Annotated in this window: 12 protein-coding genes; 8 read left to right on the top strand and 4 right to left on the bottom strand. The window is 74.3% G+C overall.

Annotated elements, in window-relative coordinates; translation table 11 throughout:
• The first annotated feature begins 137 nt into the window (after positions 1-137).
• The 3 genes from LCD35_RS04530 (at position 138) to LCD35_RS04520 (ending at position 4,379) form a co-directional block, all read left to right on the top strand.
• Complete coding sequence (locus tag LCD35_RS04530) at positions 138-1,217, top strand: AMP-binding protein (protein WP_224955808.1); 1,080 nt, start codon at positions 138-140, stop codon at positions 1,215-1,217.
• Complete coding sequence (locus LCD35_RS04525; RefSeq protein WP_225043750.1) at positions 1,217-3,565, top strand: aldehyde dehydrogenase family protein; 2,349 nt, start codon at positions 1,217-1,219, stop codon at positions 3,563-3,565. Before LCD35_RS04530 ends, LCD35_RS04525 begins: the two co-directional genes overlap by 1 nt.
• Positions 3,566-3,731: 166 nt before the next feature.
• Positions 3,732-4,379, top strand: a complete 648-nt coding sequence (locus LCD35_RS04520) for a TetR/AcrR family transcriptional regulator (protein WP_224955895.1) — start codon at positions 3,732-3,734, stop codon at positions 4,377-4,379.
• A gap of 24 nt (positions 4,380-4,403) precedes the next feature.
• Here the strand turns inward: LCD35_RS04520 and LCD35_RS04515 are convergent, their stop codons facing one another.
• Positions 4,404-4,706: a putative quinol monooxygenase gene (locus LCD35_RS04515; RefSeq protein WP_224955810.1), complete on the bottom strand. Its 303-nt coding sequence runs from the start codon at positions 4,704-4,706 to the stop codon at positions 4,404-4,406.
• A gap of 157 nt (positions 4,707-4,863) precedes the next feature.
• On the opposite strand from LCD35_RS04515, the gene LCD35_RS04510 reads away from it, so the two are divergent.
• From LCD35_RS04510 to LCD35_RS04500, 3 genes are all read left to right on the top strand, one after another.
• Positions 4,864-6,306, top strand: coding sequence for an aromatic amino acid ammonia-lyase (locus LCD35_RS04510; protein WP_224955811.1), 1,443 nt, complete (start codon positions 4,864-4,866; stop codon positions 6,304-6,306).
• 170 nt (positions 6,307-6,476) lie between these two features.
• Positions 6,477-6,653: a CsbD family protein gene (locus tag LCD35_RS04505; protein WP_224955812.1), complete on the top strand. Its 177-nt coding sequence runs from the start codon at positions 6,477-6,479 to the stop codon at positions 6,651-6,653.
• Between the two features lie 78 nt (positions 6,654-6,731).
• Positions 6,732-8,543 (top strand): thiamine pyrophosphate-requiring protein, encoded by a 1,812-nt coding sequence (locus LCD35_RS04500; protein WP_225043749.1) that lies wholly within the window; start codon positions 6,732-6,734, stop codon positions 8,541-8,543.
• On the opposite strand, the gene LCD35_RS04495 is transcribed toward LCD35_RS04500, so the two are convergent.
• From LCD35_RS04495 to LCD35_RS04485, 3 genes are all read right to left on the bottom strand, one after another.
• Positions 8,524-8,847: a hypothetical protein gene (locus LCD35_RS04495; protein ID WP_224955814.1), complete on the bottom strand. Its 324-nt coding sequence runs from the start codon at positions 8,845-8,847 to the stop codon at positions 8,524-8,526. The two genes, LCD35_RS04500 and LCD35_RS04495, sit on opposite strands and share 20 nt — an antisense overlap.
• Positions 8,848-9,046: 199 nt before the next feature.
• Entirely contained in the window at positions 9,047-9,469 is a 423-nt protein-coding gene (locus tag LCD35_RS04490; RefSeq protein WP_225043748.1) for a GNAT family acetyltransferase, read from the bottom strand.
• 83 nt (positions 9,470-9,552) lie between these two features.
• Entirely contained in the window at positions 9,553-10,482 is a 930-nt protein-coding gene (locus tag LCD35_RS04485) for a U32 family peptidase (protein WP_225043747.1), read from the bottom strand.
• A gap of 121 nt (positions 10,483-10,603) precedes the next feature.
• Here LCD35_RS04485 and LCD35_RS04480 point away from each other — a divergent pair, with 121 nt between their 5' ends.
• Positions 10,604-11,365, top strand: a complete 762-nt coding sequence (locus tag LCD35_RS04480) for an IclR family transcriptional regulator (protein WP_224955817.1) — start codon at positions 10,604-10,606, stop codon at positions 11,363-11,365.
• 82 nt (positions 11,366-11,447) lie between these two features.
• Positions 11,448-12,653 carry a cytochrome P450 gene (locus LCD35_RS04475; protein WP_224965923.1) on the top strand — a complete coding sequence of 402 codons (1,206 nt, stop codon included), beginning with the start codon at positions 11,448-11,450 and terminating at the stop codon, positions 12,651-12,653.
• Position 12,654 lies beyond the last annotated feature (1 nt).

Genomic DNA, 12,654 nt, shown 5'->3' with positions numbered 1-12,654 from the left:
CCGTCGGAAGGCCGTCGCCGTCCCTCCGCGCTCGTGCTGCGGGAGTCCGGTCGCGATCGCACCACCGCCCGTGCCCGCGCCGCTCGCCGCGGGAAACCACCGGGCCGACGCCTGTGATCACCGGATTCGGAGAAGCCGTGCACTGGAACTGGAACGACACCGCGGAGTTCGACGAGGAAGCATTCCTGTCGGCCGCGATGGACTGGCACTTCTCCCCGGAGACCGGTTCGCCGTTCTGGCTGGACCGGGCGGATTCGCTCGGGTTCGACCCGCGGCGCGACGTGCGCGGGCACGCCGACCTGGCCCGCTTCCCGAACGTGGTGAACGAGCTCCGCGGCGTCCCGATCCGAGACCTGGTGCCGCGGGGCTACGGCGACCGGCCCGACGTGCTCGGCGCGTTCGACAGCGGTGGCACCACCGGTGTGCCGAAGCGGGTCGTGCTGCTGCGGGACTGGCTGGAGCACTCGCTGGCGTGGAAGTCGGCGCGGATGGACGAACTCGGCTTCCCGCGCGACGCGCACTGGCTGACGGTGGCGCCCAGCGGCCCGCACATCTTCGGCAGGTTGATGGCGGAACTGCCCGGCATGCGGGGCGGTGTCGCGTTCACCGTGGACCTCGACCCGCGGTGGGTGCGCCGCAGCATCGCCGAAGGCCGCCCGGACGAAGCCGACCGCTACGCCGAGCACGTCGTGGACCAGGTGGAAGCGGTGCTGGACACCCAGGAGATCGGGGTGCTGGTGGCCACCCCGCCGCTGCTGGAGCGCATCGCCGAGCGCGACCGGCTCACCGAGGTGATCAACGACCGGGTGCGCACCATCATGTGGGGCGGTGCGCACCTGGACCCGGACACCCGGCACCTGCTGCGGCACGAGGTGTTCCCGGACGTGGCGCTGCGCGGCCAGTACGGCAGCACCACGATCCTCGGCGGCAGCATGGAACGGCCGGGCTGCGACGGCAGGTCCTGCACCTTCGACTCGTTCTCGCCGCACACCACGTTCACCGTCGTCGACCCGGACACCGGTGCGGAGGTGGCGGAAGGCGAGCGCGGGCAGGTCGTGATGCACCACGTCAGCAGGTCCATGCTGCTGCCGAACAACCTCGAACGCGACGTCGCCACCCGCGTCGCCGCGCCCGCCGGAGCGCTCGGATCCTCGGTCGCGGACGTCGCGCCCGTGGCGACCTTCGAGAACGCCGCCGTGATCGAAGGGGTGTACTGATGGGACCCCGGCAGCTCGACGCGCTCGGCACCACCGGCGCGTTCCGCGCCACCCGCCGCCAGCAGGTCACCGCCGTCGACGGCGCGGTGCTCGCCGAGCTGAGCCTGGTGCCCCGGCTGCACGTCAAGCGCAACGTCGCCGCGCTGCGCCGGGCCGAGCCGCTGTCCGCGCCGCGGCGTCGACGCGCGCTCGCCGACGCGGCCCGGGCCTTCCTCGGCACCGTGGACGGGATCGCGCTGCCCGAGCACGAACGCGCGGTGTGCCGGGCGTCCGGCGTCGCGCTGCCCGTGGTGCGGGCCGCGTCGCTCGCCCTCGCCCGCAGCGCCGAAGCGGCCGCCGACTCGGTGGACCGGGCCCGCCCGACCGGTTCCGCCGCGCACTGGCTGGACCGAGCCGGATCGGGGGCGGTGTGGGCGCGTCGCGGTGACGTGCTCGCCGTGCACGCGCCCGGCAACCACCCGGGCACGCACACCGAGTGGATCGAGGCGCTCGCGCTCGGGTACCGGATCGCGGTGCGCCCCTCCGTGCGGGAGCCGTTCACCCCGCACCGGCTGGTCACCGCGCTGCGGCACGCCGGTTTCGGGCCCGACCAGGTGGTGCTGCTGCCGACGGACCACGGCGTCGCCGACGACCTGGTGGCCGACGCCGACCTCGCTCTCGTCTACGGCGGTGACCAGGCGGTGCGCCGCTACGGGAACCGCTCCGACGTGCTGGTGCAGGGTCCCGGCCGGTCCAAGGTGCTGCTCGCCGACGGGCGGCCCGCCGAGCACCTCGACGTGCTCGTCGACTCGATCACCGGTCACGGCGGGACGGCCTGCGTCAACGCCACCGCCGTGTTCGTCGACGGCGACGCCGAGGACCTGGCCCGGCGGCTCGCCGCGGAGCTCGACGCGATCCCGGTGCTGTCCGCCGACCACGACGAGGCGGTGCTGCCCGCGCACACCCCCGAACGCGCCCGCGAACTCGAAGCGCACCTGCGGTCCAAGCTCGACGGCGGCGCCCGGCTGATCACCGCGGGCGACCTGGTGCGCGAGCAACCCGACGGTTCCGCGGTGCTGCGCCCCGCCGTCGTGCTGCTCGACGCCCCCGACGCGCCGCAGGCCGGGGTGGAGCTGCCGTTCCCCTGCGCCTGGGTGGCGCCGTGGACGCCGGACGACGGCACCGGACCGCTGCGCGACACCCTGGTGCTCACCGCCGTCACCGGCGACGACGGGCTGCTCACCCGGCTCGTCGACGAGCCGAGCATCAGCAACGTGCACGTCGGCGACCACGCCACCCACCTGATGGCGCCGGGACTCCCGCACGACGGGCACCTCGCCGAATTCCTGATGCGCAGCAAGACGGTGCTGCGCACCGGGACCGAGGACGCCGACCCGCACACCAGGCTGCTCGGGCTGCTGTCCGGGCACTGGGCGGCGCGCGCCGTGCACGTCGCCGCCGAGCTCGGCATCGCCGACCGGGTGCGGGAGCGGCCGCTGACCGGCGCGGAGGTCGCCGCCGGTGCCGGCACCGATCCCGGCGCGACCGAACGGCTGCTGCGCCACCTCGCGCACCTCGGCCTGTTCCGCGACACCGGGGGCGGTGCGTTCACCACGACCGGGACCGGCGCGCTGCTGCGCGACGACGACCCGTTCCGGGATCTGGTCCGGCTCTACGGCGCCGAGTTCTACCAGGCGTGGAACGAGCTGGAGTCCGCGGTGCGCACCGGGGGGACCGCCTTCGGCCACCACTTCGGCATCGAGCACTTCGACCACTTCGCCCGGCACCACGGCACCGCGCGGACGTTCGACCGCGCCATGCGCGCCGTGACCCGGCTGGTCGGGGAGGCGTTGCCCGCGGTGGCGGAGTTCCCGGCGACGGGCACCGCGATCGACGTCGGCGGCGGTGACGGCACCCTGCTGCGGCACGTCCTCGCGGCGAACCCCGGCCTGCGCGGCGTGCTGTTCGACCGCGACCACGTCGCGGGTCGCCTCGACGACGACTGCGGCGGCCGGTTGACGGCCGCGGCGGGCGACTTCTTCCGGCAGGTGCCCGCGGGCGGCGACGTCTACCTGCTGTCCCGGGTCCTGCACGACTGGAACGACGCGGACTGCGTGCGGCTGCTGCGGACCTGCCGGGACGCCTGCGAACCCGGTGCGCGGCTGCTCGTCGTGGAACGGCTGCTGCCGGACGGCCCGGGCCGGGAATCGTTGGCCGCGGCCTGGGACGTGCAGATGCTGGCGATCACCGGCGGTCGCGAACGGCACCGCGACGAGTACGAGAAGCTGCTCAGCGGCGCCGGGTTCGCCGTCGAATCGGCGCGGCGGCTGCCGGTGGACCTGTCGCTGCTCGCCGCCCGGGCCGTGTGAGGCCGAAACCGGGCGATCTGGTCGGATGTGACGTGGCTCCGAGATCGGGGCGAGCTCGGTTCAGTCGGTTGACTCAACCGGGTGGTGGTTGTTGACTGGCGGTGCGCGAGAAGCCCGTGCGCAGCGGGAACTCCGCGCCGGACGGGTGGAATGGGTGGTGGTGCAGATGGCGGGCCAAGCGGCGCGCAGCGAGCGGGTCGGGGCGACCCGGGAAGCGATCCTGGACACGGCGGAGCGGTTGTTCGCCGAGAACGGGGTGTTCGCGGTGTCCAACCGGCAGGTCAGCGAAGCCGCCGGTCAGGGCAACAACACCGCCGTCGGGTACCACTTCGGCACCAAGACCGACCTGGTGCGGGCCATCGTGCGCAGGCACGCCGAACCGATCGACCTGATCCGGGTGCGGATGCTCGCCGAGATCAGCCCGGACGCGGGCGTCCGGGACTGGGTCGAGTGCCTGGTGCGCCCCAGCATCGAGCACCTCGCCTCGCTGGGCGTGCCGACCTGGTTCGCCCGGTTCGGCGCGCAGGTCATGACCGATCCGTCGCTGCGCCCGGTGATGGTGGAGGAATCGCTCAGCGAGCCCTCGCTGCACCGGATCATCGACGGGCTGCGCCGGTGCCTGCCCGCGCTGCCGGACGAGGTGCGCGCCGAACGCAACGACATGGCGCGGCAGCTCATGGTGCACATGCCCGCCGAACGGGAGCGGGCGCTCGCCGATTCCGCCACCACGCCGCGCTCCAGCTGGGACGACGCCGCCACCGGGCTCGTCGACGCCATCACCGGGCTGTGGCTGGCCCCGGTGACCGCCCGCTGAGCGGACCCGCCCACCGGGCGGTGATCAAGATTCGTGCACCAGGCGTTCGGTGACGGTGACCTGGCGGGAGTCCGGCACCAGGTGCTCGGCCGCGGCCTCGGTCCAGGCGGCGAAGTGCGGGCTCGCCCGGTGCGCCTCCAGCGCCTCCCGGTCCCGGTACACCTCGTACAGGAAGAAGTGGTGGTCGTCCGCGGTGTCGACGACCACGTCGAAGCTCACGCAGCCCGGCTCGTTCGCCGCGGACGCCTCGGCGTCGGCGGTGATGGCGGCCAGGAAACCGTCCCGGTGGCCGGGCTTGACCTGCAGGGACACGACGAGGGCGAGCACTCGGTCCTCCTGTTCGCGGACGGTCGGCGACCCGGCGGCCGCCGACCGGCGACGATAACCCCGGCCGTGGCCGCCCGGCCCGCGGAGTGCGGATGATCTCACCGGCGCCGCGTCCCGCCGCGCCCATACTGGACCGGCCGATCGAGAGGAGACGAGAGTGATCCGGGTGGACGGCCGCACGCTGCGGTGCGCCGACGTCGCCGACGTCGCGCGGACCGCGGGACCGCCGGCGATCGACCTGTCCACGGCGGCGTTGCGGGTGGCCGAGCACTCGTGGCGGCTCGCCGACGAGCTCAGCACCGAACGCGTCGTGTACGGCCGGACCACCGGCGTCGGCGCCAACAAGGACGACGTGGTCGGCGACCGCGACTCCGCCGAGCACGGGCTCCGGCTGCTGCGCAGCCACGCGGGCGGCAGCGGCGAACCCATGTCCGCCGAGCACACCCGCGGCACGCTGTTGATCCGCCTCAATCAGCTCGTCGCGGGCCGCGCGGGCGTCAGCCCCGACCTGATCACCGCGCTCGCCCAGGCGGTCCGCACCGGGGCGCTGCCGCTGGTGCACCGGCTCGGCGCCATCGGCACCGGCGACCTCGCACCGCTCGCCGAGATCGCGCTCGCCCTCGCCGGAGAACGCCCCTGGCTGTCCGGGCGGGTCGAGCCGGTGGAGATCGCGGCGGGCGACGCGCTCGCGTTCATGAGCAGCAACGCCGCCACCCTCGCCGAAGCGACTCTCGCCACCCTCGACCTGGAGCGGCTCACCCGCGCCAGCCACGTCGTCGCCGCGCTCACCTACGTCGCCCTCGACGGCAACCCGGAGGCGTACGCGACGCCGGTGCACGAAGCCCGCCCGCACGCCGGGCAGGTCGGTTGCGCCGCCCAGATGCGGCGGCTGCTCGGGCTGGACAGCACCCCGAAACCGGGCAGGCGCATCCAGGACCCGTTCGGGCTGCGCGCCTACCCGCAGGTGCAGGGCGCCGCCGTGGACGCGGTGCACTACCTGCGGGACGTGCTCGCCATCGAGATCAACGCGGGCACCGAGAACCCGATGATCTCGGTGGTGCACCGCGACGCCTACCACCACGCGCACTTCCACACCGCCTACGTCGCCTCCGCGCTCGACTGGGTGCGGGCGACGGTGCACCAGGTGGCGGAGCTCTCCGCCGCGCGCCTCGGCGACCTGGTCGAGCCGGAGTTCACCGGGCTGCGCCCGTTCCTCGCCGCCGGCCCCACCGGCAGCTCCGGGGTGATGATCCTCGAATACGTGGCGCACGACGCGCTCGCGGAACTGCGCCACGCCGCGCTGCCCGCCACCCTCGGCACCGCCGTCGTCTCCCGCGGGCTCGAAGACCACGCCAGCTTCTCCACCCAGGCCGCGCGCGCCACCACCGCTGCCGCCGCCGCGTACCGGCGGCTGCTGGCCTGCGAGCTCGTCGCCGCGGTGCGGGCGCTGCGGATGCGCGAGGCCGACCTGGTGGACGTGCCGGCGCGGGACGCGTTCCGGCTCGCCGCCGACACCCTCGACCCGCGGGTGGAGGACCGGCCGCTCACCGAGGACATCAGCAAGGCCGGGGACCTCCTCGACGAGCTCGTCCGCATCTGACGGACCAGGCCGAGGGGGATCCGGCCACGCCGCGCCGGAACCCGAGCCACCGCGCCGCCCGCCCACCGGTGAACCGGCGGCCGAACGGGTGTGCGCACCGGGATGTGTAGCCGCGCGCTGAACGGGTACGCGCCGGTGGAAGGCAACGTCCACCGGAAGGAGATGACGTCGTGGGTGACGAGGACAAGGCCCAGCACAAGGCGGAAGAGCTCAAGGGCCAGGCCAAGGAGAAGGCCGGGGACGTCACCGGCAACGAGCAGTGGCAGGCCGAAGGCAAGGCCGACCAGGCCAAGGGCGGTTTCAAGCAGGCCGTGGAGAAGGTGAAGGACGCCGTGAAGGGGCGCTGAACCAGAACTCCGTCCCGCCAGGTGGCGGACCGCCACCGCCACCCGGCGGCCGACCCCCGCGAGGAGGTACCGCGACCAGTGGCTGATCCGAAGAACGTCGCCGAGCACATCGTCGAACGCCTCGGCGCCTGGGGAGCGCGTCGCTTCTACGGCTACCCGGGCGACGGGATCGGCGGGGTGATCGCCGCGCTGCGCACCGCTCCCGACACCGAGTTCATCCAGGTCCGGCACGAGGAGACGGCGGGGTTCGCGGCCTGCGCGGACGTGAAGTACGGCGGCAGCGAGCTGGGCTGCTGCGCCGTGACGAGCGGCCCCGGCGCGGTGCACGCGCTCAACGGGCTTTACGACGCGAAGCTCGACCACCAGCCCGTGGTGGCGCTGCTCGGGCACACCGCGAGCACCGCGCTCGGCGGCGGCTACTACCAGGAGATCGACCTGACGAACCTGTTCAAGGACGTCGCGGGCGACTTCTGCGAGCAGCTGGTGGAACCCAGCCAGGTCCGCCACCTCGTCGACCGCGCGTGCCGCACCGCGCTGGCCCACCGGACGGTGACGGCGCTGGTGCTGCCGAGCGACCTGCTGGAGCGGGAAGCGGTGCCGGAGCCGCCCGCCGAGCACGGCTACTACCGGACCTCCGCGGTGCCGAGCACCCCGGTCGGGGCCGCCGACCCGCGCGGCACCGCGCAGGCCGCCGACGTGCTCAACGCGGGGGAGAAGGTCGCGATCCTCGCGGGAGCGGGCGCGCACGGGGCCACCGACGCGCTCACCGCGGTCGCCGACCGGCTCGGCGCCGGGGCCGCGAAGGCGTTGCTGGGCAAGACCGTCCTGGACGACGCGCTGCCGTGGGTCACGGGACCCATCGGGCTGCTCGGTTCGACCGCGAGCTGGCACCTGATGCGCGAGTGCGACACCCTGCTGATCGTCGGCTCGAACATGCCCTACACCGAGTTCTACCCGGCGCCGGGGCAGGCGCGGGCCGTGCAGATCGACGTGGACGGCGCCCGCTGCGGCCTCCGCTACGAGACCGAGGTGAACCTCGTCGGCGACGCCCGCGCGACCCTGGAGGCGCTGCTGCCGCAGCTCGACGAGCGCACCGACGGCACGTGGCGCGAGCACATCGGGAAGTGGACGCGGCGCTGGGAGTCCTACAGCGAGAAGCGCGCCGACGCGGACACCAGCGGGCTCAACCCGGAACTGGTGGTGCGGGAGCTGTCCCGGCGGCTGCCCGACGACGTGATGGTCGCCGCGGACTGCGGCACCGCCACCAGCTGGTACGCCCGCGACCTGGAGATGCGGCCCGGCATGCTCGGCAGCCTCTCCGGCACCCTGCTGTCGATGGGCGGCGGGCTGCCCTACGCGCTCGCGGCGAAGTTCGCCCACCCCGAGCGGCCGGTGGTCGCGCTCGTGGGGGACGGCGCGATGCAGATGAACGGGGTCAACGAGCTGATCACGGTGGCGAAGTACTGGCGGGAGTGGGCGGATCCGCGGTTCACCGTGCTGGTGCTCGCCAACGACGACCTGTCCTACGTGACCTGGGAGACCAGGGCCATGCTCGGCGACAAGCCCTACCCGGAGGCCCAGCACCTGCCGGAGGTGCCGTACGCGAGGTGGGCCGAGCTGCTCGGCCTGTCCGGGCACGAGCTGGCCGACGCCGACCAGGCCGGACCGGTGTGGGACGCGGCGCTGCACGCCGACCGGCCCGCCGTCGTGGACGCCCGGGTCGATTCGGCGGTGCCGCTCGTGCCGCCGCACGTGACGGTGTCGCAGGCGCTGAACACGGCCCGCTCGCAGGTGAAGGGCGACCCGGACGCGCTGCGGATCATCGCCGACGGGGTGCGCGAGACGATCGGCGCGAAGGCCAGGTCCGTGCTCAGCGCGCCCCTCGACTGACCCGGTCGTGCTCGCGCCGCGACGGCACGAGCACGGCGATCAGCCCGCCGCACGTCAGCAGCAACGCCCCGGTCAGCCCGGCCAGCAGCAGCCGCCGGTCCTGGCCGGCGCGTTGCACCTCCCGCTGGTCGTCGTAGCTGTTGAGCGTGCTGCCCGCGCTGGAGACGAGGCGGCACACCTGGTCCGGGCCCATGATCTGCTCACCGCACCGGACCGGGCCGCCACCGGTGGTGGCCAGCACCGCGCCCCCGCTGACCAGCAGCACGACGAGCACCGCGATCCCCGCTCGCGCCAACGCCCCCATCGCGCTCTCCCTCCGCCGGGTGTCCAGTGTGGTCCCGGCGACGGGGCGGTGGGCGGGCGGACGCACCGGGCGCGGTGGTTTCCGCTGGTCAACCGGGGGCGCCGGTTTTCCGGTCCGGATCCGGAACCCGGCTCGCGGGCTCGGACCGCGCGCCGGGCACCGGGTCTTCGAGCCGAGACCTCCCGGGGCGGCGCCGTCCTCAGCCGTCCGGGATGAGGCGCTTGCCGAGGTCGACGACCTCGTACGGCGCGTAGCCGAGCCGTTCGTAGAAGTCCACGACGCCGGTGTTGTCCGGGCGGACCTGCAGCTGCACCTTCGGGCAGCCCAGCGCCGCCAGCGCGGCCTCCGCCCGCTCGACCAGCGCGCGCCCCAACCCGGTGCCGCGCTGCTCGTCGGCGACCGCCAGGTAGTGGATCCAGCCGCGATGCCCGTCGTAGCCGGCCATCGCGGTGCCGACCACGCCGCCGGACCCGTCCTCGGCGACGAAGAACATCTCCGGTTGCACGGTCCGCTTGCGCCGCACGTCGGCCCACGGGTCGTTCCACGGGCGGGTCAGCCCCGCCGACTTCCACAACGCCACCACCACTTCGGCGTCACCCTCGGCGAACGTCCTGATCCGCACCGTCCCCGCTCCTCCCACGACCTTCCGGACCCGCGCACGGTACGCGGTCCGGGGTGGTCGGCGCCGCGGATTTTCCCGCTGAGTCAGCAGGTGCGCGGCAGGGCGAGGTCCGCGGCGGCCGGGGCCGAGCAGGTGGCCTCCGGGGCGTAGCGGTGCAGCAGTTCCAGCCCGATCTGCGCACGGCGCACCCGCTCGCGGCCCAGCGCGACGGCGGTCGGCGTCAGGTGCGTGCCGCTCGGGTAGATGTTCGGGGCGTTGCGCAGGCCGAACTTCAGGTGCACGGGCGCGGCGACCCGCACGATCTCGGCGATCTCGAAGTGCCGCACGAAACCGCCGAGGTCGTCGGGGGCCTCCACGTACACGTCCAGCGGCAGCGCGGTGGCGGCCCGGATGTCGGCGAGCTGCTGGAGGTCGAGGTCGGTGGGCACGTTGTAGCTGTCCGCGCCGAGCTGTTCGGCGATGCGCACCGAAGCGGGGTTCGACAGCCCCATCTGGACGCTGATCTTGAACCGCAGATCCGCAGGCAGCGCGCCGGATTCGCGCATCCGGGACGCGGTGGCCAGCACGCCGAGGTCGGTGATCAGCACGCTGCGGACGCCGGCTTCGGCGGTGCGGCGGACGTCCTCCAGCGCGTGCACCAGCCCTTCGGTGCCGCGGGCCTGCGCGGCGACCTGGCCGCCGCCGCTCGCGGTGGCCAGGGCGCCGGTGCCCCAGGCGGCGACGGGGCGGGCGAACAGGCTCAGCTCCACCGACGCGGCGGCCGCGGTCCGGGACATCGCGCCGAGTTCGGCCGCGGTGAGCAGCATGCCGCCGCTGCCCTGCGAGATCCGGTGCACCGGCACCTCGCGCGCCCGGGCTTCGTCCAGCACGGCGTCGAGCACTTCGGGACCTTCGGTGCTGGGGATCTCCACCCGGTACTGCGCGCCGTCGGGGAAGCGCTTCCCGCTGGCCGGGAGTTGCGGACCGCCGCCGGGAAGTCCTTGCGCCACCAGGAATTCGCGTGTCTCCCGCACCGGCCGCTCCGTTCGACATGTCGGACAACGTTCGGCAACGGTAGGTTCGGCGTGCGGAGCCGGTCAATCCGCCGCGGGTAGGATGGCGCGCCGCTGGGGCGGAACGCGGAGGAGCGAGCCGATGGCACGAGCGGTACCGGCGGTGGGGCGGGCGTTCGACGTCCTGGAGCTGTTCCTGGCCGAGGCGGAGCTGAGCGCGCCCGAGATCACCGCGGCGCTGGGCCTGCCGCGCACCACGGTGCACGAGCTGCTCGGCACCCTCGTCGAGCGCGGCTACCTGGTGGCGGCGGGCGAGAGCGGCACCCGGTTCCGGCTCGGGGTGCGGACGTTCCAGCTCGGCTCGGCCTACGCGGAACGCCTCGACCTGGCCCGCGAGGGCGGGCTCGCGGCGGAGGAGGCGGCGCTGCGCTGCGGGGAGACGGTGCACGTCGCGGTCCTCGACGGCACCGAGGTGCTGTACGTCGCGAAGGTGGACAGCGCGCACCCGGTGCGGATGGTCTCGGCGGTGGGGCGGCGGCTGCCCGCGCACTGCACGGCGGTCGGCAAGGTGCTGTTGGCGGCGCTGCCGAAGCGGCGCTTCGCGGAGTTGTACGCGGGGCGGCGGCTGGTGGCGCTGACCGCGCGCAGCACCACCGCGCGGCGCGCGCTGCGCCGCGAGCTGGACGTGGTCGCCGCGACCGGCATCGCGCGGGAGCACTGCGAGTCGAACGAGGCGGTGGCCTGCGTCGCCGCGCCGGTGCGGGACTCCTCGGGTGCGGTGGTCGCGGCGATGAGCGCCTCGGTGCCGACGCCGCGCTGGGACGACGCGGCGGACCGCGCGCTGACCGGGATCATCCGGGAGGGGGCGGCGGAGCTGTCCCGGCGCCTCGGCCACGCGGGCTGACGCACCCCGGGGAACTAAGACAATCAGCTGACTTAGTTGTAGGGTGGGTGGCGCCCGAACAGCCCACCCGCAGGAGTTGCGCATGACCACCGCGGAGCCCCGGACCTTCCCGTTCAGCCGACCGGAACGGCTCGACCCGGAACCGCTGTTCCAGGAGCTGCGCGAACAGCCGCTCCTGCGCGTCCGGCTGCCCTACGGCGAACCGGCCTGGCTGGCCAGCCGCTACGAGGACGTCAAGGTCGTCCTCGGCGACCCGCGGTTCAGCCGCGCCGCCAGCGTCGGGCGCGACGAGCCGCGGATGCGCCCGCACCAGGGCTCCAGCGGCAACATCCTCAGCATGGACCCGCCCGAGCACAGCAGGCTGCGCCGGCTGGTGATGAAGGCGTTCACCCAGCGCCGCGTCGAACAGCTGCGCCCCCGCGTCCAGGAGATCGCCGACGGGTTCGTCGACGCGATGCTCGCCGCCGGGCCGCCCGCCGACCTGGTGGCGGACTTCGCGCTGCCGCTGCCGATCACCGTGATCTGCGAACTGCTCGGCGTGCCCTACGCGGACCGCGGGGACTTCCGGCAGTGGTCCGACGCGTTCCTGTCCACCACCAAGTTCACCCCCGGCGAGGTCGCCGAGGCCATCGGCGCGATGCGGGAGTACATGGCGGGCCTGATCGCGGAGCGCAGGCGGGACGAGCACGGCCGCGACGACCTGCTCAGCGCCCTCGTCGCCGCCCGCGACGAGCAGGACCGGCTGTCCGAGGACGAGATGCTCTCGCTGGCCGAGGCGATCCTCGTCGCCGGGCACGAGACCACCGCCTCGCAGATCCCGAACTTCGTGCACGTGCTGCTGGAGCACCCCGAGGAGCTGGCGCGGCTGCGCGCCGAGCCGGACCTGGTGCCGCGCGCGGTGGAGGAGCTGCTGCGCTTCGTGCCGCTCGGCAACGGGGCGGGCATCGCGCGCTACGCGCTGGAGGACGTCGAGCTGGGCGGGGTGCTGGTGCGCGCCGGGGAACCGGTGCTGCCCGCGACGGCCTCGGCGAACCGGGACGCGGCGGTCTACCGGAACCCAGAGCAGCTGGACCTGGCGCGGGCGGAAGCCTCGCACGTGGGCTTCGGGCACGGCCCGCACCACTGCCTCGGCGCCCCGCTGGCCCGGATGGAGCTGCAGGTCGCGCTGGACGTGCTGCTGCGGCGGCTGCCCGGGCTGCGGGTGACCGACGAGGCGGCGATCGAGTGGAAGGACGGCCTGTCCACCCGCGGGCCGTCGGCGATGCCGATCAGCTGGGACGCGGGCTGAC

Source organism: Saccharopolyspora sp. 6V (genome assembly GCF_020176785.1).
GTDB lineage: Bacteria > Actinomycetota > Actinomycetes > Mycobacteriales > Pseudonocardiaceae > Saccharopolyspora_C > Saccharopolyspora_C gregorii.
This window is presented reverse-complemented; position numbering and strand designations above follow the sequence as displayed.